Origin of the sequence: Mycobacterium bourgelatii (genome assembly GCF_010723575.1) — a bacterium.
Taxonomy (GTDB): Bacteria; Actinomycetota; Actinomycetes; order Mycobacteriales; family Mycobacteriaceae; genus Mycobacterium; species Mycobacterium bourgelatii.
This window is the reverse complement of record NZ_BLKZ01000001.1, coordinates 4,371,448-4,395,024: the sequence shown is the minus strand read 5'-3', so window position 1 is coordinate 4,395,024 and position 23,577 is coordinate 4,371,448. Positions and strand designations below refer to the sequence as shown.

Genomic DNA, 23,577 nt, shown 5'->3' with positions numbered 1-23,577 from the left:
CGGAAGCCGTCCGAGGGGACCGGAGTAGTAGCGTCGAACGGGTGACAGACGCAGCGCGTGGCAACGACCGTGAATTCGACATCGTCTTGTATGGCGCGACCGGCTTCGTGGGGAAGCTGACCGCCGAATACCTGGCCCGCGCCGGGGGAGACGCACGGATTGCGCTGGCCGGCAGGTCGACCGAGCGGTTGCAAGCAGTCCGCCGGTCGCTGGGCCAATCCGCCCAGGCCTGGCCCATTGTGTGTGCCGATGCGGCAAAGCAGTCCACGCTCGACGAGATGGCGGCCCGCGCCCGCGTGGTCATCACCACGGTCGGGCCTTACACGCGCTACGGCCCGCCGCTGGTGGCCGCGTGCGCCGCGGCGGGCACCGACTATGCGGACCTCACCGGCGAGGCGATGTTCGTCCGCGAAAGCATCGACCTGTACCACAAGCAGGCCGCCGACACCGGCGCCCGCATCGTGCACGCCTGCGGATTCGACTCGGTCCCTTCGGATTTGACCGTTTACGCCCTCTACAAGGCGGCACGCGAGGACGGCGCGGGCGAACTGACCGACACCAACTTGGTCGTGCGGTCCTTCCGCGGTGGCTTCTCCGGCGGCACCCTCGCGTCGATGATGGAAGTGTTGAACACCGCCTCCAGCGATCCCGAAGCGCGCCGCCAGCTCGCCGACCCCTACACACTGACCCCCGATCGCGGCGCAGAACCCGACCTCGGCCCACAGCCCGACCTGCCGCTGCGCCGGGGCCGTCAGATTGCGCCGGAATTGGACAAGGTGTGGACGGCCGGATTCGTGATGGCCCCGTACAACACCCGAATCGTGCGACGCAGCAACGCATTACTGGACTGGGCCTACGGTCGGGGCTTCCGGTACAGCGAGAGCGTCGGTCTCGGGTCGTCGCCGGTAGCCCCGGTGGCCGCGGGCGTCGTGACCGGCGTCAGCAATGCAACGTTTGCACTGGGCAGCCGTTTCTTCCGGCGGTTGCCGCGCGGCCTGGTGGAGCGCTTGGCCCCGAAGCCGGGCACCGGACCGAGCGAAAAGGCTCGGGAGCGCGGGTTCTACAAGATCGAGACCTACACCACCACGACCACCAACGCCCGTTACGTGGCGCGCATGGAACAGCGGGGCGACCCCGGTTACAAAGCGACGTCGGTGTTGTTGGGGGAATGCGGTCTTGCCCTCGCGTTCGACCGTGACAAGCTTTCCGATCTGCGTGGTGTGCTGACCCCCGCGGCGGCGCTGGGTGATGCTCTGCTGGAGCGTCTGCCGGCGGCAGGTGTGACGCTGCAGACCCAGCGGCTGAACTGAATCGCGCTTGGCGCAGGGTTTCCACCCCGATGGCATGCGGCTAGTGTCGTAACTAGCTCGACATTGCATCCCAGCAACGAAGGTGCGTACGCCCATGGCTGGTCTCGACGATCTCTACGCCCAGATTCCGACGACGGAAATCGCAGCGAAACTCGGTGCCGACGAAAGCGAAGTTCACAGCGCGGTTCATACCTTGGTCCCGGTGCTGCTCAGCGGATTGGAACAAAGCTCGCAAGACCCCGAACACGCGGGCAAGATCGAATCCGCCGCCAGCAGTCACGCGGCGCGTGGTCTGCTCGACGCCGGTGGGGGTCTCGATCAGGTCGACGAGAGCGAGGGCCATCAGGCGGTGGCCACGCTGTTCGGCGGCAAGGACACCGACCAGGTCGCATCGGCGTTGTCCGGCGGCGGCGCCGGCAACAGTGATCTGCTCAAGCAATTGCTGCCTATCGTGCTTCCGATCGTGTTGGCCTACATCGGGAAGCGGCTCGGTGGCGAGCCGGAGGCCAAGCCGGAACCGAAGGGGCCGGGCGGCCTGGGCGACGTTCTGGGCAGCATTCTCGGCAGTAAAGACAAGTCCCTGGGCGGCATCCTTGGCAGCGTCTTGGGCAACAAGGGGGGACCGCTGGGGGACATCCTCGGCGGGCTGCTCGGCGGCAGGAAATAGCCAGCGCGACAACACAATTGCGTCGAGCACAAGTGGTGCCGTGCGGTCATCCGTAAGCCCGATTCGGTATCGGGATGAGAAGAGAGAGGAATGTCATGGCAGACAGGCTGTTGGAGGGCCAAAAACTGGTGCGGGGGGAGTCGCTGGTCTCTAGCAACGGGGCCTACACGCTAACCCTGCAAGACGACGGCAACCTGGTATTGGCCTCGCGCGGCAAGCCGATCTGGGCCACCGGGACCAATGGGCAGGATGTGGTGCGCGCCGAAGTGCAGCGCGATGGCAACTTCGTCCTCTACACAGCGGACAAGCCGGTTTGGCACAGCGACACCAAAGGCAAGAAGAACGTCGCGCTGATCCTGCAGGACGACCGCAACCTCGTGCTGTACTCCTCCAGCGGACCTGCGTGGTCTACGAAGACGGAAACCGATGCCCCGCCGCCGCCCGAGCCCGCCGCCGAAGAGTCGCTTGCCGACAAGTCGGCCTCGGAACCGGCGGATGCGGGAGTCGGCAGCTGGGCGGCCTCGAAGCAGCAGGCCTCCGAAGCCGCCGCGGAGACGCCGGCTGCGGAGCAGGTATCGGAGGCCCCCGCCGAGCCCGTACAACCCGCCGCGCGGACGTACACCGTGGTTTCCGGCGACACCTTGTGGGCGATCTCGGAGCGCTTCTACGGCGACGGCAGCAAGTATCAGGTGATCGCCGACGCCAGCGGCATCCCGAACCCTGACCTGATCTACCCGGGTCAGGTGCTCACGATTCCCTGAGCTGCCTGAGCTTCCCTGAGCTAAGCCTTTGACCAGCCGTTTTCGGGCGATTACGTGGGCGGGGACCGCGGTTCCTAGAATTGACCGGTGACCGCCAGCCCCCACTCTGCCTCCGACAAGCTGCCCAAGTCGTGGGATCCGGAAGCGCAGGAGGCCGCGATCTATCAGAAGTGGCTGGATGCCGGCTACTTCCGCGCGGACCCGACCAGTAGTAAACCCGCATATTCGATCGTGCTTCCGCCGCCCAATGTGACGGGCAGCCTGCACATGGGCCACGCGCTGGAACACACCATGATGGACGCCCTGACCCGCCGCAAGCGGATGCAGGGTTACGAGGTGCTGTGGCAGCCCGGTACCGACCATGCCGGCATCGCTACCCAGACCGTGGTGGAAAAACAGATCGCGGTGGACGGGAAGACCAAGGAGGACTTCGGCCGCGAACTGTTCGTGGAGAAGGTCTGGGATTGGAAGCGTGAGTCCGGGGGTGCGATCGGCGGCCAGATGCGTCGGCTCGGCGACGGCGTCGATTGGAGCCGCGACAGGTTCACCATGGACGAGGGCCTGTCGCGCGCAGTGCGCACGATCTTCAAGCGACTGTTCGATGCCGGGCTGATTTATCAAGCCGAGCGGCTGGTCAACTGGTCGCCGGTGCTGGAGACGGCAATCTCCGACCTCGAGGTCAACTATCAGGACGTCGAGGGCGAGCTGGTGTCGTTCCGCTACGGCTCGATGGACGACTCCGAGCCCCACATCGTCGTCGCCACCACCCGGGTGGAGACCATGCTGGGCGACACCGCGATCGCGGTCCACCCCTCCGACGAGCGCTACCGCCACCTCGTCGGCACCAGCCTGCCGCACCCGTTCGTGGACAGGTCGCTGATCATCGTCGCCGACGAACACGTGGATCCCGAATTCGGCACGGGCGCAGTCAAAGTGACACCCGCTCACGACCCCAACGACTTCGAGATCGGGATGCGCCACCGGCTGCCGATGCCGTCGATCATGGACACCAAGGGCCGGATCGCCGACACCGGAACGCAATTCGACGGCATGGACCGCTTCGAGGCCAGGGGCAAGGTGCGTGAGGCGCTGGCGGCAGAAGGCAGAATCGTCGCGGAAAAGCGGCCGTACCTGCACAGTGTCGGGCACTCCGAACGCAGCGGGGAGCCGATCGAGCCGCGCCTGTCGCTGCAGTGGTGGGTGCGAGTGGAGTCGCTGGCGAAGGCCGCGGGCGACGCGGTCCGCAACGGCGACACCGTGATTCATCCCGCCAGCCTGGAGCCACGTTGGTTCGCCTGGGTGGACGACATGCACGACTGGTGCATTTCACGGCAGTTGTGGTGGGGCCACCGGATTCCGATCTGGTACGGACCCAACGGTGAAAAGGTGTGTTTCGGGCCCGACGAAACCCCGCCCGAGGGTTGGGAGCAGGACCCCGACGTCCTCGACACCTGGTTCTCCTCGGCCCTGTGGCCGTTCTCCACGCTCGGCTGGCCGGAAAAGACCCTGGAGCTGGAAAAGTTCTATCCGACAAGCGTTTTGGTCACCGGCTACGACATCCTGTTCTTCTGGGTCGCGCGGATGATGATGTTCGGCACCTTCGTCGGCGGCGACGACGCCATCACGCTCGATGGCCGCAGGGGCCCGCAGGTGCCGTTCACCGACGTGTTCCTGCACGGGCTGATCCGCGACGAGTTCGGCCGCAAGATGAGCAAGTCCAAGGGCAACGTCATTGATCCGCTGGACTGGATCGACAAGTTCGGCGCTGACGCCCTGCGGTTCACGCTGGCCCGCGGCGCCAGCCCCGGCAGTGACCTGGCCGTCGGCGAGGACGCCGTCCGGGCGTCGCGAAACTTCGGCACCAAGCTGTTCAACGCCACTCGTTATGCGCTGCTCAACGGTGCGGCACTGGCCCCACTGCCCCCGACGGACCGGCTGACCGACGCCGACCGGTGGATTCTCGGCCGACTGGAAGAGGTTCGCGTCGAAGTTGATTCAGCCTTCGACGCCTACGAGTTCGGCCACGCCTGCGAAGCGCTCTATCACTTCGCGTGGGACGAATTCTGCGACTGGTACGTCGAATTGGCCAAGACCCAGCTCGCCGAGGGACTGACGCACACCACCGCCGTGCTGGCCGCGGGACTGGACACCCTGCTGCGACTACTGCATCCGGTGATCCCGTTTATCACCGAGGCGCTGTGGCAGGCTTTGACGCACGGGGAAACCGGGCACGAGTCGCTGGTGATCGCCGACTGGCCGACGTCGTCCGGAATAACACTGGACCCCGTTGCCGCACAACGGATTGAAGACATGCAGAAGCTGGTCACCGAGGTGCGCCGATTCCGCAGCGACCAGGGTCTGGCGGACCGGCAGAAGGTGCCCGCACGCTTGGGTGGCATCGAGGCCGCCGACTTGAGTGGTCAGGTGTCCGCCGTGACGGCGCTGGCGTGGCTCACCGCGCCGGAACCGGGGTTCCAACCTTCGGTGTCGCTGGAGGTCAGGCTGAGCCGCGGCACCGTCGTCGTCGAGCTGGACACCTCCGGAACCATCGATGTCGAGGCCGAGCGCCGCCGTCTGGAAAAGGACTTGGCCGCAGCGCAGAAGGAGTTCGCATCGACGACCGCCAAGCTGGGTAACGCGGATTTCCTTGCCAAGGCTCCCGAGGCCGTCGTCGCAAAGATCCGCGACCGCCAGCGGGTGGCGCAGGAGGAAACCGAACGCATCAGCGCCAGGCTGGCTGCGCTGCAATGAGTTCCGATTCGCAGGACTGGCCGGCCACCACGGTGGCTCCGACGCCGGACGAGATCGCTTCCCTGTTGCAGGTTGAACACCTGCTGGACCAGCGCTGGCCCGAGACCAAGATCGAACCGAGCCTGACCCGCATCAGCGCGCTGCTGGACCTGTTGGGGTCACCGCAACTCAGCTACCCCTCGATCCACATCGCGGGTACCAACGGCAAGACGTCGGTGGCGCGGATGGTGGACGCGTTGGTCACCGCGCTGCATCAACGCACCGGCCGGACCACCAGCCCGCACCTGCAGTCGGCCGTGGAACGGATCTCGATCGACGGCAAACCCGTCAGCCCAGCGCAATACGTCGCGGCGTATCGGGATATCGAACCCTTTGTGCAGCTGGTCGACCAGCAATCGCAGGCGGCCGGAGGGCCGGCGATGAGCAAGTTCGAAGTGCTCACCGCGATGGCGTTCGCGGCATTCGCCGATGCTCCCGTCGACGTCGCCGTGGTCGAGGTGGGCCTCGGCGGTCGGTGGGACGCCACCAACGTGATCAATGCCCCGGTGACGGTCATCACCCCGATCAGCGTCGATCACGTCGAGTACCTCGGTAGCGAAATCGAGGGCATCGCCCGCGAGAAGGCGGGCATCATCCAGCAGGCGCCGGACGGTTCGCCGGACACCGTTGCTGTCATCGCTCGGCAAACGCCGGCCGCAATGGAGGCCCTGCTGGCTGCCTCGGTGCGCGCGGACGCGGCGGTTGCGCGGGAGGATTCCGAGTTCGCTGTGTTGAGCCGGCAAGTCGCCATCGGCGGGCAGATGCTGGAACTACAGGGCCTCGGCGGCGTGTACTCCGACATCTACCTCCCCCTGCACGGCGAGCACCAGGCACACAACGCGGCGCTCGCCTTGGCCGCGGTCGAGGCGTTCTTCGGCGCCGGCGCCCAGCGTCAACTCGACGTCGACGCGGTGCGCGCTGGTTTCGCCGCCGTCACCAGCCCCGGGCGATTGGAGCGCATGCGCAGCGCCCCGACGGTGTTCATCGACGCCGCGCACAATCCGGCCGGGGCGGCCGCGCTGGCGCAGACTTTGGCCGACGAGTTCGATTTCCGGATGCTGGTTGGGGTGGTCAGCGTGCTGGCCGACAAGGACGTGAACGGCATCCTGGCCGCGCTGGAGCCGGTGTTCGATTCCGTCGTCGTCACGCACAACGGGTCACCGCGGGCATTGGACGTCGAAACCCTGGCGCTGGTCGCGCAGGAGCGATTCGGGCCCGACCGGGTGATCACCGCCGCCAACCTGCGTGACGCCATCGATGCCGCCACCGCCCTGGTGGACGACGCCACCGCCGAAGACGCCGGCGTGGCGTCGGGCACCGGGATCGTCATCACCGGTTCGGTGGTCACCGCCGGCGCCGCGCGGACTCTGTTTGGTCGTGATCCGGAATGACCGAGCAGGAAGCGCACGGTCCGTCTGACCCCTCTGGTTCTCCCGATCCCTGGAAGAGCTTCCGCGGGGTGCTGGCCGCCACGCTGCTCCTGGAGGCAATCGTCGTGCTACTGGCGATTCCCGTGGTGGGCGCGGTCGGGGGAGGGCTCACCGCGACGTCGCTGGGCTACTTGATCGGTCTGGCGGTATTGCTGGTCGCGCTTGCCGGGCTGCAAGGCAGGCCCTGGGCCATCTGGGTCGACCTGGCCGTTCAGCTGGTCGTTATCGCCGGCTTTCTCGTGTATCCGGGGGTGGGCTTCATCGGCGTGCTCTTCGCCGGGGTATGGGCGCTGATCGCCTATTTCCGCTCCGAAGTCCTCCGACGTCAGCAGCCCTGAGCTCGTTTCGGTCCGCCCTGAGCTTGGGCTGCCGTCGACGGTGCGCCGTGGGGACCTCTACTCTTGTCCACCGTGACCGAACGGACCCTCGTATTGATCAAGCCGGATGGCGTGGAACGCAAGTTGATCGGCGAAGTGCTCAGCCGCATCGAACGCAAAGGCCTCACCATCGCGGCGCTGGAGCTCAGGACCGTCAGTGATGAGCTGGCCAGGAAGCATTACGCCGAACACGACGGCAAGCCGTTCTTCGGGTCGTTGCTGGAGTTCATCACGTCGGGACCGGTGGTGGCGGCCGTGATTGTCGGCCCCCGGGCGATTTCGGCGTTTCGGCAGCTCGCCGGCGGCACCGACCCCGTGGAGAAGGCCACGCCGGGAACCATCCGGGGTGATTTCGGCCTGGAAACCCAGTTCAACCTGGTGCACGGGTCCGATTCGCCCGAATCCGCCCAGCGCGAGATCGAGCTCTGGTTCCCCGGCATCTAACGCCGCAGCAGACGGAAAAAGCGTCCGCAGACCAAGGTCTGTGGGCGCTTTTTTGTCGGTAGTAGCGCCGCTGAGCAGACGCAAACTTGTACAAAACAGGCGGTTTTAATGCGAGTTTGTGTCTGCTCGCGATGGGGCCTCGCGGTAGAGAGGTGACCCGTCCGGCGGGGCCCCGGTTCCAGGTGCGAGTGAGCCCGATCAGTGATATGGGATACTGGCTGCGGGTGAACGTCGTCGGACCGGCGTCAGACACCCGAATGAAGACTTCGACAAGCGCGACCATCGGGCATCCCACGGTGCGACGCGGCATGTCAGGCCGTCATTCAGCACGGCGCCGAGTGGGTTCGCCTTGAGTCGCTCGGAGCGAGACCATTACAAGTCCGGGAGAAGTGACCCGGACCCATAGCGAAGCCCTCGCGTGGCCGCGTCGAACGAGACGCGCCCGGGGGCTTGAGGAGAATACGTGGTAGACGGTGGCTCACCTTCAGACGCAGGAACCAACCCGACACAGCACGAGGAATTGCCGGACCGCCTGAGGGTCCATTCGCTGGCGCGAACGCTGGGAACCAGCAGCAGGCGGGTCCTGGATGCGCTGGCAGCGCTCGATGGGCGGGTCCGCAGCGCACACTCCAGCGTGGACCGGGACGACGCGGTGCGGGTCCGCGATCTGATCGCCGAGCAGGGGCCCTCAGCGGCCGACACCGTCGACGACGCTCTTGAACCCGGCGAGCAGGAATCCCCGGGCGAGCCCGAATCCCGGCTGCTACTCGAGAACCCCTCCGCAGCGGAGCCGGCCCAAGACCGACCGCACTACATGCCGCTGTTCGTGGCGCCGCAACCCATCGATACCCGACCGGCGGACGTCGATGACGATGTCGACGACGACATCGACGACGACTCCGATTTCGCCGACGGCCCCGGCGCCGACGACGGCGATGAGCAGGTCGATCGCCCGGCGAACCGGCGCCGCCGCCGCGGTCGTCGCGGTCGCGGCCGCGGGCGCGGCGAACAGGGCGGCAACGAGGGCTCGCCGGACGGGCGTGGGCAAGGCAGCGATGAGACCGACACCCCCTCCGACCAGCGCCCCGAGGACGCCGACGACCAAGAGAACGACGATTCTGACGATAACGAGAACGGCGACGAAGAGAACGGTTCGACCGAAGCCGGCAGCCGTCGTCGCCGCAGGCGGCGGCGCCGCAAGGCGGGTTCGGGCGACGACAGCGACGAGGGTCCGGCCCCCGACGATCCGCCGAACACCGTGGTGCACGAACGCGCGCCTCGCAGCGGAAGCAAGGCGAGCGACGACGCCTCCGGTGGCAACGAAATCAAGGGCATCGACGGTTCGACCCGCCTGGAGGCCAAGCGCCAGCGCCGCCGCGACGGCCGCGACGCGGGGCGGCGTCGCCCGCCCGTCCTGACCGAGGCCGAATTCCTGGCGCGGCGCGAGGCCGTAGAGCGGGTCATGGTCGTCCGCGACCGCGTCCGCACCGAGCCCCCGCACCCGGGCGCGCGCTACACCCAGATCGCCGTGCTCGAGGACGGCATGCTCGTCGAGCACTTCGTGACGTCCGCGGCCTCTGCCTCCCTGGTGGGCAACATCTACCTGGGCATCGTGCAGAACGTGCTGCCGTCGATGGAGGCCGCCTTCGTCGACATCGGCCGGGGCCGCAACGGAGTGCTCTACGCCGGAGAGGTCAACTGGGAGGCCGCCGGACTCGGTGGCACCGACCGCAAGATCGAACAGGCCCTCAAGCCGGGCGACTACGTCGTGGTCCAGGTCAGCAAGGACCCGGTTGGCCACAAAGGCGCGCGGCTGACCACGCAGGTGTCGCTGGCCGGCCGTTTCCTGGTTTATGTTCCGGGTGCGTCGTCGACCGGCATCAGTCGCAAGTTGCCCGACACCGAGCGTCAGCGGCTCAAGGAAATCCTGCGCGAGGTGGTCCCGTCGGACGCGGGCGTCATCATCCGCACCGCCTCCGAAGGCGTGAAAGAGGAAGACATCCGCGCCGACGTCACCCGACTGCAGGAGCGCTGGAACCAGATCGAAGCCAAGGCCGCCGAAACCAAGGAGAAGGCCGCCGGTGCGGCGGTAGCGCTCTACGAAGAACCGGACGTGCTGGTCAAGGTCATCCGCGACTTGTTCAACGAGGACTTCGCCGGGCTCATCGTCTCCGGCGACGAGGCGTGGAACACCATCAACGATTACGTGAGTTCGGTTGCGCCCGACCTGGTTGCAAAAATGACCAAGTACGAGGCCGGCAACGGCCCGGACGTGTTCGCGGTGCACCGCATTGATGAGCAGCTGGCCAAGGCGATGGACCGAAAGGTCTGGCTGCCGTCCGGCGGCACCCTGGTGATCGATCGCACCGAAGCGATGACCGTCATCGACGTCAACACCGGCAAGTTCACCGGGTCCGGCGGAAACCTCGAGCAGACGGTCACCAAGAACAACCTGGAGGCGGCCGAGGAGATCGTGCGCCAGCTTCGGCTGCGCGACGTCGGCGGCATCGTCGTCATCGACTTCATCGACATGGTGCTCGAGTCCAACCGCGACCTGGTGCTGCGTCGGCTCACCGAAGCGTTGGCCCGCGACCGCACCCGCCATCAGGTGTCCGAGGTGACATCGCTCGGCCTGGTGCAGCTGACCCGCAAGCGGTTGGGCACCGGGCTCATCGAAGCGTTCTCGAGCTCGTGTGCCGCCTGTTCCGGGCGTGGGATCGTGCTGCACGCCGACCCCGTCGATTCGGCGCCGTCGACCGGGCGCAAGTCGGAGTCGGGTGGACGGCGAAACAGGCGGTCGAAGAAGGGCCGTTCCGAAGAGACCACCGAAAAGAGCGTCGTGGCCAAGGTGCCCGCCCACGCGCCGGGCGACCACCCGTTGTTCAAGGCCATGGCCGCCGGATCGGCCGCGTCTTCCGGGCGCGGGGACGGTGAATCCGCCGACGCCGATGGCGGCGAGGAGCTGGCGGTGGCGGTCGACGAGACCGAAGACAAGATTTCCACCGCGCTCGCCGACACCGACACCGAAGACACCGACTTCGATGAGGACGTCGACGAGGATGGCGACGAAGACTCCGAAGACTCCGAAGACTCCGAAGACGATGTCGACGAACTCGACGAGGCCGACGATGAGGACGCCGACGACGATGAGGACGTCGACGACGACGAGGACGACGAGGACGAGGATCTCGACGACGAGGACCTCGTCGATGACGATGAGCTCGACGTCGCCGACGACGACGACGAAGACGACGACGACGACGAGGACGAGGACGAGGACGAGGACGAGGATCTCGACGACCTCGATGACGTCGATGACTCGGCCGAGGATTCCGACGCCGACGGCGAGGATGACTCGGACGTCCAGGACGGCCAGGACGATGACGAGGACGAGGACGCCGCCGTGGCCGCATCCCCGCCCGTCGAGGTGGTTTCCGCCGTCGCGCGGCCACGTCGGCGTCGGGCCGCGGGCCGACCAGCTGGTCCTCCCATCCATGTGGACTGATCGGGGCCGGTTTGACCCTGTAGCCGCTGGTCACGTACCCTTGGACAGTTGTCGTCAGGCGACCAGCCGACGACAGCGGGCTGGCAGAGGCCCGCGCACCAAGACCCACTACGCGCATTGTCGGTGACTCGCGCGCCGCGCGGCGAGTATCGACTGAGCACTACGAAGGCAGGAGCAACGATGGCGACCTACGCAATCGTCAAGACCGGCGGTAAGCAGTACAAAGTCGCCGTCGGAGACGTGGTCAAGGTCGAGAAGCTCGAATCCGAGCCCGGCGCCAATGTGTCGCTGCCGGTCGCTCTGGTGGTCGACGGCGCCAAGGTCACCACCGACGCCGACGCGTTGGCCAAGGTCGCCGTCACCGGCGAGGTGCTCGAGCACACCAAGGGCCCGAAGATTCGGATCCACAAGTTCAAGAACAAGACCGGCTACCACAAGCGGCAGGGCCACCGTCAGCAGCTGACGGTGCTCAAGGTCACCGGCATCAAGTAGTAGAGGCGACAGACATGGCACACAAGAAAGGCGCGTCCAGTTCGCGCAACGGTCGTGATTCCGCCGCTCAGCGCCTGGGCGTGAAGCGATTCGGCGGTCAGGTCGTCAAGGCCGGCGAGATCCTGGTCCGCCAGCGTGGCACCAAGTTCCACCCGGGCGTCAACGTCGGTCGCGGCGGTGATGACACGCTGTTCGCCAAGGCCGCGGGCGCGGTCCAGTTCGGCGTCAAGGGCGGACGCAAGACCGTGAGCATCGTCGGGCCCACCACCGACTGACCGCGGCCCCGGCGCGCACGTGCTGCGCGCGGGGATTGAGAGGAACCTCGATGCCTCGGTTCGTTGATCGGGTCGTCATCCACACTCGAGCGGGCTCTGGCGGTAACGGCTGCGCTTCGGTGCACCGGGAGAAGTTCAAGCCGCTCGGCGGCCCCGACGGTGGCAACGGTGGACGTGGCGGCAGCATCATCTTCGTCGTCGACCCGCAGGTGCACACCCTGCTCGACTTCCATTTCCGGCCCCACATCACCGCGCCGTCGGGCAAACAGGGGATGGGCAACAACCGCGACGGCGCCGCCGGTGCCGACCTGGAAGTGAAGGTCCCCGACGGCACTGTCGTGCTGGACGAGAACGGTCGGCTGCTGGCCGACCTGGTCGGCGCGGGAACCCGTTTCGAAGCCGCCGCCGGCGGCCGCGGCGGGTTGGGAAACGCCGCGCTGGCCTCCCGTGCCCGCAAGGCACCCGGCTTCGCGCTGCTCGGCGAACCCGGCCAGGAGCATGACCTCACCCTGGAGCTCAAGACCGTCGCCGACGTGGGCCTGGTCGGATTCCCCTCGGCTGGAAAATCCTCACTGGTGTCGGTGATCTCGGCGGCTAAACCGAAGATCGCCGACTACCCGTTCACCACCCTGGTGCCCAACCTGGGTGTGGTGTCCGCGGGAGAGCACGCCTTCACCGTGGCCGACGTGCCCGGACTGATTCCCGGCGCGTCGCAGGGCCGCGGGCTGGGACTGGACTTCTTACGCCACATCGAACGCTGCGCCGTGCTGGTGCACGTGGTGGACTGCGCGACCGCCGAGCCCGGTCGCGATCCCATCTCTGACATCGACGCGCTGGAGGAAGAACTCGCGGCATACACGCCCACGCTGCAGGGCGACGCGGTGCTGGGCGACCTGACCGAGCGGCCGCGGGCGGTGGTGCTCAACAAGATTGACGTTCCCGAAGCCCGCGAGCTCGCCGAGTTCGTCCGTGACGAGATCGCCGAGCGTGGTTGGCCGGTGTACTTGGTGTCGACGGTGACGCACGAAGGCTTGCAGCCGTTGATCTTTGGGCTCTGGCAGATGGTCTCGGAGTACAACGCGGCGCGGCCGCCCTCGGTCCCGCGGCGCCCGGTGATCCGACCGGTGCCCGTCGACGACAGTGGGTTCTCGGTGCGACCCGATGGCTCCGGAGGGTTCGTCGTCACCGGCGCGCGACCCGAACGCTGGGTTGGCCAGACCAACTTCGACAACGACGAGGCCGTCGGCTATCTCGCGGACCGGCTGGCGCGGCTGGGCGTCGAGGACGAACTGCTGCGCCTCGGGGCGCAGCCCGGCTGCGCGGTGACCATCGGCGATATGACCTTCGATTGGGAGCCGCAAACTCCTGCGGGAGTTCAGGTTCCGCTGACCGGCCGGGGCACCGATGTGCGGCTGGAGCGCAGCGATCGGCCCAGCGCGGACGAGCGTAAGGCCGCCCGGCGGCGGCGCCGTGAACCCGCTCCCGAAGACGGCCCGACCACATGACGAGTCCGCACCGCGAGGCCGTCCGGACCGCGCGCAGTCTCGTCGTCAAGGTCGGGACGACCGCGCTCACCACGCCTACCGGGATGTTCGATACCAGTCGCCTGGCCGAACTCGCCGATGCGATCGAGGCCCGGATGAAGGCGGGTTCCGACGTCGTCATCGTGTCCTCGGGCGCCATTGCTGCGGGCCTCGAGCCGCTCGGATTGCCCCGTCGCCCAAAGGATTTAGCTACCAAACAGGCCGCCGCCAGCGTCGGGCAAGTGGCACTGGTGAATTCCTGGAGCGCCGCGTTCGCGCGGTACAACCGCACCGTCGGGCAGGTCCTGCTCAGCGCCCACGACATCTCGATGCGGGTGCAGCACACCAACGCCCAGCGCACCCTGGACCGGTTGCGGTCGCTGCATGCGGTGGCGATCGTGAACGAGAACGACACGGTGGCTACCAACGAAATTCGCTTCGGTGACAACGATCGACTCTCGGCGCTTGTGGCGCATCTGGTCGGCGCTGACGCCCTGATTCTGCTGTCGGACATCGACGGGCTGTACGAGGCCGATCCGCGCAAAAACCCAGGAGCCCGGTTCATCTCGGAGGTTTCGGGACCCGGCGACCTGCAGGGCGTGGTTGCCGGCCAGAGCAGTCATCTTGGTACCGGGGGCATGCAGTCGAAGGTGTCGTCAGCGCTGCTGGCCGCCGATGCGGGGGTACCCGTGCTGCTGGCCCCAGCCACGGACGCCGCGACCGCGTTGAGCGATGCCTCGGTGGGCACCGTGTTCGCCGCTCGGCCGGAACGGATGTCGGCGCGTCGGTTCTGGCTACGGCATGCCGCCGACGCCGCCGGTTCACTCACTCTCGACGACGGTGCGGTGCGCGCAGTACTCGGGCACCGGCGATCATTGCTGGCCGCTGGGATCACCGCTGTGTCGGGGCGGTTCTACGCCGGCGACGTCGTCGAGCTACGCGGAGCCGACGACACCGTCGTGGCGCGTGGCGTAGTTGCTTATGACGCAACCGAACTCGTGACCATGATCGGCCGGTCCACGTCGGAGTTGCCCGGTGACTTACGCCGCCCCGCGGTGCACGCCGACGATCTCGTCGCGGTCACGGCGAGTATCAGTCATTGAGTTTTGGAACGCAGTGCGCGTTCATTCAGCTTTTGCGAAGCGCTTCAATGCGGTTGGCGAGCATGGCCGTCCACTCGGCGATGTATTGCTCATCGGGCATGTCTGTTACCGGCGTGTGCAGCAGGGTGGTGGTCGCGCGGTTGCCGAATAAGGAATTGACCGCGACAACTGCGAGGGTCATGCTCTGCTGGTCGGTTATCTCCGGCACCCAGCTCTTCGCCCACTGCGCCAGTTCGGTGTAGAGGCTTTCGAACAATGCCGCGTAGGCGTCATCAAGTCGAGGTGGCCGGCCTGTTGGGAGAGCGGATGCGATCTGGAGCAGTTGCGACTCTTCGTCGAGCACGGCGAGCAGGTAGCGCGCTAGGAGGGTGAGTTCAGCGTGAAGGTCGCCGAGACCCACGAACAGCGCGCGAATGTCCTGCATGGCGCGGCGGCGGTCCAACTGTCGGTTGATCCCGGCGTCAAGCAGCGCTTCTTTGGATTTGAAGTGGTGATACAGGGCGCCTGACCCTGATGCCAGGCCGGCAGCGGCCTCGATTTGGGCGACGCTGGTTGCGCGGTACCCCTGCTCGCCGAAGAGGCGCATCGCTTCGGTGACGAGTCGCTCGCGCGTCGGGACTGCTTGCAACGCCAACTCCTAAGCGCTCACTTAGTATCTATAAGTTTCTACTTTAGCGGCTTTGTCGGGGTGCGGAAAGCTGACGATAGGATGTCGTCGTGTCGGGCGGGCGCGTTGTGGTCCCTTGCGGGCGTATCCGGCGCGGCCTGCCCTGGGTGGGGTTCACCGCGCGGACGGCTGGGGGCCGGCTGGTGGCCGGGGTGCAGGAGAAGGCCGGCGATACCGGCGCCGTCGAGCGCTTCCATGAGCGGGTTGCCGAGCGGTACCTGGAGCTGTTGGGGCATTCCAAAGGTGTCTTCATGAAGGCCGGCCAGATGCTGTCTATGGTGGATGCCGCGTCGATAGGTACTGGCGGGTTTGCGCCATACCAGAAAGCGTTGGCGCGGCTGCAAACCGATGCGCCGCCAATGGATGCAGAGCTGGCCAAAGCGGTGGTGCATGCCGACCTTGGCCGGCCAGTCGGGGAGGTGTTCGCACAGTTCGTCGACGATCCGGTGGCGGCCGCGTCCATCGGGCAGGTTCATCGCGGGGTTTTGCACGACGGGCGCTAGGTCGCGGTCAAAATCCAGTATCCCGGCGTGGCCCGGGCGATCCGCGATGACCTGGCAAACGCCGAACTTTTGGTGACGTTCTTTCGGTTCTTGACCGCCGCGGCGGGTACCGCAATGCACCCTGACCTACGCCGCGCGACGCGGGAGATTTCGGCGCGGATTGCCGAGGAGACCGATTACCGTCACGAGGCCGCCAACATCACCGCGTTTAGCGAGCTTTATCGCGGCCATCCGTTCATTCGGGTGCCAGAGGTGATCGGTGAGGCATCCGGTGATCGGGTACTGACCATGACATACCTGGAGGGGTTGGATTGGGCCACGGCTCAAGAGGCCGACCCGAATCTGAAGAACACCTGGGCAGAGGTGATCTTCCGGTTCGTTTTGGGTTCCTTTCGGCACGCGAATTTGTTCCATGCCGATCCTCATCCGGCGAACTACTGCTTCGGTGTGGACGGCACGGTCGGATTCGTCGACTTCGGTTGTGTCACAGTCCTATCCGAATCGCAGCGCTATGGACGTGTCGCGAATGTTCGCGCGGCGATTGACGGACGTAAGCACGACGTGCGTGCCCTCCTGGTGGAGATGGGCTTTATCGCCAGCGATTCCACGGTCACCGCCGAGCAGGCATATGAGTGGATGGCAGGGCTCGTTTATGAGTTCATTGCACCGCAACCAGTCACCTACACTCACACGGCCGCACGACGCGCCATTGGCGCCTTGATCGATGTCCGCTCGCCCAACCACCCATTTCGTCGCATGTCGATTCCCGACGATTTTGTCTTCTCTTCCCGGATCCATCTGAGCGTGACCGCGATACTCGCGGCACTGGGAGCCACTGGCTACGCCCGTTCGGTCATCGACGACATGGACGGGGTCGCTGAGCCGATCACCCCACTAGGCCAGCAGCATCGTGCTTGGCTGAGCAAACGCGGCTTGCCCTACGGGTTGGATACCCATTACCAGTCCTAATCCGCGGCAGCGCACCTGCCGGGGGATGATCCACGCCCTTTTCGCGATGTCGGGCTATCCGACAAGTTGCCGTTACCGACTCACCAGACCGCGCTAGCCGATGCTTGCGTCGAGCAGCGTCCCTGCTGCGATTTGAAGTGGTGACAGCGGGCGCCGCCCTGACGCTAGTTCGGCAGCTACCTCGAGTTGGGCCACGCCGATACGCGACACACCTACTCGCCGAAGAGTCGCGTTGCCTTGGTGACCAGTCGTATCCCGCGTCGTTGCGGCTTGCGTTGACCAATGCCAAAGTGACAACTTAATATTACAAAGTAATTACTTTGTAGCTGTGTCGGCTGTCGGGGGCATCTGCGCCGCGGCACTTTGGAGGTGCTTAATGTCGTTTCTGATCGTGAGTCCGGAAGCTCTGGCGGCGGCGGCTTCAGAGTTGACGGATCTTGGCTCATCACTGGGCGCGGCAAACGCGGCTGCGGTGTCACAGACGACGGGGCTGCTGGCAGCGGGTGCCGATGACGTGTCGGGTGCCATCGCGGCGCTGTTCAGGGCGTACGCGCGGGAGTATCAGGTGTTGGCCGGGCGAGTGGCGGTGTTTCACGAAGGGTTCACCCGCGCCGTGGCAGACGGCGCGAATGCGTATGCGGCCGCCGAGGCGGTCAACGGTGCGCAGTTGCTGTCGGGGGCACTAGGGGCGGTGGCCGACTCGGTCAACGGGCCGGTTGCCTCGTTGACGGGGCGTCCGCTGTTCGGTGACGGTGCGACGGGGGCCAGCGGGCCGGTGGGCCAGCCGGGCGGGGGCGGAGGGTGGTTGTTCGGCGCCGGTGGCGCCGGGGGTGCCAGCACCAGCCCTGGGGTTGCTGGGGGTGCGGGCGGGTCGGCGTTCTTGTTTGGGGCCGGCGGGTCCGGTGGTGCGGGCGGGCTTGGTGGGGCCGGCGGGTCCGGTGGCCGGGGCGGGTGGCTGTTCGGTTCCGGGGATGGCGGCGTGGGGTGTCGGGGGCGTGGGTGGTTGGTCGCCGTTGATCGGGGGCGGGGCGGGTGGGCGGGGGTGGGTCGGTGGTGGCGGGGGGGCGGCCAGGGTGGGGCGGGTGGTGTCAGCAGTGTGGCGGGCGCTGGGGGCGGCGCTGGCGGCGTGGGTGGCGCTGGCGGCGGCGGGGCGGGGGGCGGGTGGAATCGGCGGGCGCGGCGGGGGTGGGGGGCGGCGCCGGGGCCGGTCCCTCTGGGGCGGTTGGGGGCGGTGGTGGTCAGGGTGGGCTCGGTGGCTTCGGCGTTGTCGACACCGTCACCGTCGGCTTAGTCCCGGACGGCTTAGCGGTCAGCCCCACCGGCGCCGGGGCCGGCAATGTCTACGTCGCCAACGGCTACATCAATACGGTGTCGGTGATCGATCCCGTAACCAACACGGTGATCGGCACGGTTGGTGTCGGCGACCGCCCGGTCGGGGTGGCGGTCAGTCCCACCGGCGCCGCGGCAGGCAACGTCTACGTCACCAACTTCGACGGCGATACGGTGTCGGTGATCGATCCCGTCACCAACACGGTTATCGGCACTGTCGGTGTCGGCGACCGCCCGGTAGGCGTGGCGGTCAGTCCCACCGGTGCCGTGGCGGGCAGCGTCTACGTCGCCAACCGCTTCGACGGTACGGTGTCGGTGATCGACCCCGTGACCAACACGGTTATCGGCACCGTTGGTGTCGGCGACCTCCCGGTCGGGGTGGCGGTCAGTCCCACCGGCGCCGCGGCCGGCAATGTCTATGTCACCAACTTCGGCGGCGATACGGTGTCGGTGATCGACCCCGCCACCAACACGGTTATCGGCACCGTTGGTGTCGGCGACCTCCCGGTCGGGGTGGCGGTCAGCCCCATAGGCGCCGCGGCCGGCAACGTCTACGTCACCAATAGCGGCAGCGACACGGTGTCGGTGATCGATCCCGTCACCAACACGGTTATCGGCACCGTTGGTGTCGGCGACGGCCCACGAGGGCTGGCCGTCAGCCCCACCGGCGGCACGGCCGGCTATGTCTTCGTCGCCAACACCGGCAGCGATACGGTGTCGGTGATCGACGCCGTCACCAACACGGTTATCGGCACCGTTGGTGTCGGCGTCCTCCCAAGCGGGGTGGCGGTCAGCCCCATAGGCGCCGCGGCCGGCAACGTCTACGTCACCAACGGCGGCGGCGCTGCGTTGTCGGTGCTTGCTGGATACCTGGGCTGAGGTGATGGTGGTAAATCCGGTCATCTTTGATGTGGCCACCAGGGCTGGGCTGGGGTGGTGTCTGGGACGCCCATAGCGCGGCGATGCTGGGCACGGCACGCTACTTCCACCTGTTCCACGGGGATTCGAATGGCTTCGCGGTGATCTCACACGCCAGGTAGCGAGCGGCATTCCGCGACCGGACGTGAGCCGAGTTGCGGACTTGCTTTGTCGCCCCCATGCGGTCGCCGCTGACGGCTCCGTCAGTGCCGCCACCGACTCCTGCGGCGCCGCCGTTACGCCGTTGCCCCCGCCTGATCGGAAACTGTGTCCGGTGAACAGTAACGCTACGACCGCCGACGCCTTGTCAGCGCCCGGGCGGGTAGCGGGGTGGTCGGGACCGCCGCCGATTTGGCCGCGCTACCGTCGATTCGACGCCTGCCAAATCTGCTGCCGTCGCCAACATGTCCGGAACCAGATATGGCATCAAACCTCCTCCAAACCTGTCATCACGACCATCGGGAACCCGGTCAGTTTCGCACCTTGCCTGCGACTCAGCCGTGCCCGCCCGCACCGCCCACACCGCCCGCACCGCCGGTCCCCCCGATGGTGCCGGCACCGGGGCTGCCCTGGTCGCCGGCGCCACCGAGTATGGCGAACGTGGGATTGCCGAATGCGTCGGTGCCCTCCCCGCCATTGCCGCCTTGACCGCCATTACCGCCGGCGCCGGCACCGAAGCCGAAGGGAGGAGTTGTATCGCCGCCGTCGCCGCCATTGCCGCCGTTACCGCCCTTGCCACCGGCTCCGGCGGTGCCTTTGCCGCCCTGGCCGCCGGAGCCACCATCGGTGCCCGGGGACTTGGCATCGCCGTCAGCGCCGATACCGCCGTTGCCGCCGTTGCCACCGGTGCTGCCGTCACCGCCGTTGCCGCCGTTGCCGCCGAGGCCGCCGCCCTCGTTATCGCCCGTACCGCCGTTGCCGCCGTTGCCGCCGGTGCCGCCGGCGCCGGTGGTGGCGTCGCCGCCGATGCCGCCGGAGCCACCCGCACCGCCGCGGCCGCTGAAAGAGGAGGCGCCGTTGCCGCCGTTGCCGCCGGCACCGCCGTTGCTGCCGGTGCCGCCGTCGCCGCCCTTACCACCGGCCCCGCCGGCACCGCCGCCGAGTGCGGTGGGGGAGCCGCCGGTGCCGCCATCGCCGCCGTTGCCACCGTTGCCGTCGGTTCCGCTGGCGCCATTGTTGCCGGTGGTGGAGCCGTCGCCGCCGATGCCGCCGCTGCCGCCGGTCCCGCCGTCGCCGCCGGCGCCACCGAAGCCGCCGTTGCCGGCGTGGACGCCAAAGGCCGTATCAAGGCCGATGGCACCGCGGCCGCCGTGGCCGCCGTCGCCGCCGTTGCCGCCGTTGCCGGCGTTGCCGCCGGCGCCCCGGGTACCGGCTTGGCCTGCGGCCGCGGTGCCACCGGCCCCGCCCGTGCCGCCGTTGCCGCCGGTGCCGCCCTTGCTGCCATCGATGCCGGCGAAGCCATCCTCCCCAGGCAGGGTGCCGTCGGCGCCGTCGCCGCCGAAGCTGCCAACGCCACCGTTGCCGCCGGTGCCGCCAGCCCCACCGTCGCCGGCGTCACCGCCGTTGCTGCCGCCGTTGCCGCCGGTGCCGCCGGCCCCGCCGTGGCCGCCGCGTACGCCGTCGCCGCTGGGGTTAGCGGGTCCGTTGCTGCCGTTGCCGCCGGTGCCGCCCCTGCCGCCGTCACCGAAGGCGGTGGCGTGGCCCCCGTTGCCGCCGGCCCCGCCGTCGAGGACGGCCACCGTCCCATCGGCGCCGTCGCCGCCGTCGCCGCCGTGAGCGGCGCCGGACCCGATGGAAGTGCTGCCGTCATGGCCGTTGGTGGAACCGGTGCCGCCGGTGCCGCCGTTGCCGCCGACGCCGTTCGTTCCGGCGTCGCCGCCGTTACCGCCGGCACCGTTGTTGATGAATAGGTTTCCATGCAAGCCGTCGCCGCCGCTACCAGCGGTGCCGCCGGCCCCGCCGTGGCCGGCGTCGCCGCCTTTGCCTTGGGTGCCGGCAGTGCCCGCGGTCGCGGTGCCGCCGGCCCCGCCATTGCCGCCGTTACCACCGACGCCACCAGCGCCGCCTTTGCCCCCGTTGCCGCCGTCCATGAGGTGCTCGCCGAACCCGCCGATTTTGCCGTCGCTGCCGGTGCCGCCGTTGCCGCCGTTACCGCCGTTACCGCCGTTGCCGCCGTTGCCGCCGTTGCCGGCGTCGGTGCCGCCGTTGCCGCCGACCCCACCGGCCCCACCGAAACCGCCGGGGGTGCCATCGGTGCCGGTCGCGCCCGGGGTGCCCACGGTGCTCCCGGCAACACCATTGATGCCGTCCCCGCCTTGGCCTCCGGCCCCGCCGCTACCGACGCGTCCGCCGTTTCCACCGGCCCCGCCGGCCCCGCCGTCGGGGTGGGCCGCGGTTCCGTGGGCGCCGGTGCCGCCGGTACCGCCGGTACCTCCGGTGGCGGGGGTAGCCCCGGAAGCACCGTCGACCCCGTTGGTCAAGCCGGTGCCGCCTAGCCCGCCTTGACCGGCTTGGCCGGGGTCACCGGCGGCGCCGCCGGCGCCGCCGATCCCGTTGGTGAAGTCCCAGTCACCGGTGGCGCCGTCGCCGCCGTCGCCACCGACCCCGGCGGCCCCGCCGTCCCCGCCGTCCCCGCCGGCGCCTTGGGCGCCGTGGCGGCCGGATGCGGCCTGCGCGATGCCGCCGGCCCCACCCTTACCACCAGCCCCGCCGGCGCCGCCGGTAGCGCCGGTGCCGCCGTCGTGACCGCGACCCAGGTCAATGTTCGCGGTGCCATCGGCTCCGGCAACCCCGGCCCCGCCGGCCCCGCCTGCCCCGCCGGCCCCGCCTGCCCCGCCTGCCCCGCCATCCCCGCCGTCGATACCGCCCTTGCCGCCAACCCCGCCATCGCCGCCGGCCCCGCCGTGGGTGCCGTTGGCGCCCACAGCACCCGCGGCGCCGTCATGACCGTCCCCGCCGGCGCCGCCCGCACCGCCGTCGCCCAGGCGCCCGCCGTCGCCGCCGGCCCCACCGGCCCCACCGTCGGGGTGGATATGGGAAGAACTCGCGCCCGCACCGCCGGCCCCGCCATGCCCACCGGTCGGGGTGGCACCGTCCGCGCCGACTCGACCCGCGATCGCACCGGCCCCACCTGCACCACCATGACCACCTAACCCGGTGTCGCCACCGGCCCCCCCCGGCCCCGCCGACCCCATTACGGCCTCCGAAGTAGGTCCCCGCGGCACCATCACCACCATGACCGCCGACCCCGGCGGCCCCACCAGCCCCACCGGTCCCGCCTACACCCCGGCCACCGCTGGCTCCGGCGTGTCCGAACAGCCCACCGGCCCCACCGGCGCCTCCGGCTCCGCCGTCCCCGCCGTTACCGCCGTCTCCGCCGGTCCCGCCGGGCCCGCCGGCTCCGCCGTCCCCGCTGCCCACCTTGCCGATGAACACGCCCGCACCGCCGTCCCCGCCGACCCCGCCGGCCGCCCCGGCTCCGCCGACCCCGCCGATACCGCCGGCCCCGCCGGCCCCGCCGTTCCCGAACAGTCGACCCCCACGACCACCAGTCCCGCCCGTGCCGCCGGTCCCGCCTGGCCCGCCCGCCGATCCGTCGCCCCCATCACTACCGGCCAGCCCTGGATTCCCGGGAGTGCCATCAGTGCCGGGCAGGGCGCCCTCGGTCCCCGCCGCACCGGCACCGCCAACACCGCCGGCGCCGCCGGCCCCGAACCACCCGGCGCTGCCGCCCGTACCGCCGGTGCCCCCACCGACTCCGCCGGCCCCACCCGCACCACCAGCCCCCCACAACCACCCCGCATTACCGCCGGTCCCGCCCGTCGCACCCGCTCCGCCGGCCCCACCGGTACCACCGGTACCGAACAACCACCCCGCACGACCACCGGCGCCGCCGCTCGCCCCGGTCCCACCAGCACCCCCGGCCCCGCCGGCTCCCCACAACGCCGCCGCCCCACCGGCCCCACCGTTTTGCCCCGCCGCCCCGACCCGCCAGCCCCGCCGTTACCGAATAACCACCCACCCGCGCCTCCGTTTTGCCCGGTCCCAGCCGCCCCGTCCGCGCCATTGCCAAATAGCGGTCGCCCCGTCAAAGCCTGCACCGGCCCATTGATCGCAGCCTGCACACCCTGCGCCGCCGCCTGCAACGGGGAAACGTTGGCCGCCTCCGCCGCGGCATACGACTCCGCCCCGGCCACTAATGCCTGCACAAACCGGGCATGAAACGCCGCCGCCTGCCCGCTAACCACCTGATAAGCCCGCCCATGCCCAGAAAACAACGCCGCGATCGCCGCCGACACTTCATCGCCACCGGCAGCCAAGAGCCCCGTCGTCGCCGTTTCCACGTCCGCAGTCGCCCCATCCACCGCCGCACCCACACCGGCCGCCTGCGCGGCTAGGGCTTCCACCAACTCCGGCGCCACACTGACCAACGTCATGACAACTCCTCAAGAAATCGATAAATCAACCGGCAAAGAGCAAACAGCACAAGGTATTTCGTCAACGCGACAAACCGA

15 protein-coding genes and 4 pseudogenes are annotated in these 23,577 nt (G+C 68.5%); 16 read left to right on the top strand and 3 right to left on the bottom strand.

The genetic code is table 11. The annotated features are described in order from the left end of the window. Positions 1-41 precede the first annotated feature (41 nt). From G6N68_RS18845 to proB, 12 genes are all read left to right on the top strand, one after another. Entirely contained in the window at positions 42-1,310 is a 1,269-nt protein-coding gene (locus G6N68_RS18845) for a saccharopine dehydrogenase family protein (protein ID WP_163715464.1), read from the top strand. Positions 1,311-1,404: 94 nt separating this feature from the next. Then, on the top strand, positions 1,405-1,977 hold the full coding sequence (locus tag G6N68_RS18840) for a DUF937 domain-containing protein (RefSeq protein ID WP_163715461.1): 573 nt from the start codon (positions 1,405-1,407) through the stop codon (positions 1,975-1,977). Between the two features lie 95 nt (positions 1,978-2,072). Next, positions 2,073-2,738: a LysM peptidoglycan-binding domain-containing protein gene (locus G6N68_RS18835; RefSeq protein WP_163715458.1), complete on the top strand. Its 666-nt coding sequence runs from the start codon at positions 2,073-2,075 to the stop codon at positions 2,736-2,738. Between the two features lie 87 nt (positions 2,739-2,825). After that, positions 2,826-5,489 (top strand): valine--tRNA ligase, encoded by a 2,664-nt coding sequence (locus G6N68_RS18830; protein ID WP_163715456.1) that lies wholly within the window; start codon positions 2,826-2,828, stop codon positions 5,487-5,489. Next, positions 5,486-6,919: a bifunctional tetrahydrofolate synthase/dihydrofolate synthase gene (gene folC, locus G6N68_RS18825; protein ID WP_163715453.1), complete on the top strand. Its 1,434-nt coding sequence runs from the start codon at positions 5,486-5,488 to the stop codon at positions 6,917-6,919. Before G6N68_RS18830 ends, folC begins: the two co-directional genes overlap by 4 nt. After that, positions 6,916-7,296 carry a DUF4233 domain-containing protein gene (locus G6N68_RS18820; protein WP_163715450.1) on the top strand — a complete coding sequence of 127 codons (381 nt, stop codon included), beginning with the start codon at positions 6,916-6,918 and terminating at the stop codon, positions 7,294-7,296. Before folC ends, G6N68_RS18820 begins: the two co-directional genes overlap by 4 nt. A gap of 72 nt (positions 7,297-7,368) precedes the next feature. Beyond that, the gene (gene ndk, locus G6N68_RS18815; RefSeq protein WP_163715447.1) at positions 7,369-7,779 is read left to right on the top strand and encodes a nucleoside-diphosphate kinase; all 411 of its coding nucleotides are present in this window, start codon (positions 7,369-7,371) and stop codon (positions 7,777-7,779) included. Between the two features lie 463 nt (positions 7,780-8,242). Continuing rightward, positions 8,243-11,284, top strand: coding sequence for a ribonuclease E (gene rne / locus G6N68_RS18810; protein ID WP_205351382.1), 3,042 nt, complete (start codon positions 8,243-8,245; stop codon positions 11,282-11,284). 180 nt (positions 11,285-11,464) lie between these two features. Beyond that, positions 11,465-11,776: a 50S ribosomal protein L21 gene (gene rplU / locus G6N68_RS18805; RefSeq protein ID WP_069417393.1), complete on the top strand. Its 312-nt coding sequence runs from the start codon at positions 11,465-11,467 to the stop codon at positions 11,774-11,776. A gap of 14 nt (positions 11,777-11,790) precedes the next feature. Next, the gene (gene rpmA, locus G6N68_RS18800) at positions 11,791-12,051 is read left to right on the top strand and encodes a 50S ribosomal protein L27 (protein ID WP_163715445.1); all 261 of its coding nucleotides are present in this window, start codon (positions 11,791-11,793) and stop codon (positions 12,049-12,051) included. Between the two features lie 50 nt (positions 12,052-12,101). Further along, entirely contained in the window at positions 12,102-13,556 is a 1,455-nt protein-coding gene (obgE, locus tag G6N68_RS18795; protein ID WP_163715442.1) for a GTPase ObgE, read from the top strand. After that, positions 13,553-14,677 carry a glutamate 5-kinase gene (gene proB, locus G6N68_RS18790; protein ID WP_163715440.1) on the top strand — a complete coding sequence of 375 codons (1,125 nt, stop codon included), beginning with the start codon at positions 13,553-13,555 and terminating at the stop codon, positions 14,675-14,677. Before obgE ends, proB begins: the two co-directional genes overlap by 4 nt. A gap of 25 nt (positions 14,678-14,702) precedes the next feature. Here proB and G6N68_RS18785 read toward each other — a convergent pair whose 3' ends face one another. Then, positions 14,703-15,305 carry a TetR/AcrR family transcriptional regulator gene (locus G6N68_RS18785; protein ID WP_163715437.1) on the bottom strand — a complete coding sequence of 201 codons (603 nt, stop codon included), beginning with the start codon at positions 15,303-15,305 and terminating at the stop codon, positions 14,703-14,705. 89 nt (positions 15,306-15,394) lie between these two features. Between G6N68_RS18785 and G6N68_RS18780 the strand changes: the two are divergent. The 4 genes and pseudogenes from G6N68_RS18780 to G6N68_RS32145 all read left to right on the top strand — a co-directional run bounded on the left by G6N68_RS18780 (position 15,395) and on the right by G6N68_RS32145 (position 19,024). Beyond that, positions 15,395-16,816, top strand: a pseudogene (locus G6N68_RS18780) (ABC1 kinase family protein). A 376-nt stretch (positions 16,817-17,192) separates the two neighbouring features. Then, positions 17,193-17,714, top strand: a pseudogene (locus G6N68_RS32365) (PE family protein); the annotation flags it as partial. A 198-nt stretch (positions 17,715-17,912) separates the two neighbouring features. Then, positions 17,913-18,736: pseudogene (locus G6N68_RS32150) on the top strand (beta-propeller fold lactonase family protein); the annotation flags it as partial. Continuing rightward, positions 18,725-19,024, top strand: a complete 300-nt coding sequence (locus G6N68_RS32145) for a YncE family protein (protein WP_371871706.1) — start codon at positions 18,725-18,727, stop codon at positions 19,022-19,024. The pseudogene G6N68_RS32150 and the gene G6N68_RS32145, both read left to right, overlap by 12 nt. 533 nt (positions 19,025-19,557) lie before the next feature. Here G6N68_RS32145 and G6N68_RS32360 read toward each other — a convergent pair. Beyond that, a complete protein-coding gene (locus G6N68_RS32360) occupies positions 19,558-21,543 on the bottom strand; it encodes a hypothetical protein (RefSeq protein WP_443093987.1) in 1,986 nt (661 codons plus the stop codon). A gap of 234 nt (positions 21,544-21,777) precedes the next feature. Continuing rightward, positions 21,778-23,499 (bottom strand): annotated as a pseudogene (locus G6N68_RS32355) (PE family protein); the annotation flags it as partial. Positions 23,500-23,577: the final 78 nt, after the last annotated feature.

Bases quoted from the DNA above. Each gene is read 5' to 3' on its own strand.
- obgE (WP_163715442.1), top strand. From the start codon at position 12,102: ATGCCTCGGTTCGTTGATCGGGTCGTCATCCACACTCGAGCGGGCTCT.
- proB (WP_163715440.1), top strand. From the start codon at position 13,553: ATGACGAGTCCGCACCGCGAGGCCGTCCGGACCGCGCGCAGTCTCGTC.
- folC (WP_163715453.1), top strand. From the start codon at position 5,486: ATGAGTTCCGATTCGCAGGACTGGCCGGCCACCACGGTGGCTCCGACG.
- rpmA (WP_163715445.1), top strand. From the start codon at position 11,791: ATGGCACACAAGAAAGGCGCGTCCAGTTCGCGCAACGGTCGTGATTCC.
- G6N68_RS18840 (WP_163715461.1), top strand. From the start codon at position 1,405: ATGGCTGGTCTCGACGATCTCTACGCCCAGATTCCGACGACGGAAATC.
- G6N68_RS18835 (WP_163715458.1), top strand. From the start codon at position 2,073: ATGGCAGACAGGCTGTTGGAGGGCCAAAAACTGGTGCGGGGGGAGTCG.
- G6N68_RS18820 (WP_163715450.1), top strand. From the start codon at position 6,916: ATGACCGAGCAGGAAGCGCACGGTCCGTCTGACCCCTCTGGTTCTCCC.
- rplU (WP_069417393.1), top strand. From the start codon at position 11,465: ATGGCGACCTACGCAATCGTCAAGACCGGCGGTAAGCAGTACAAAGTC.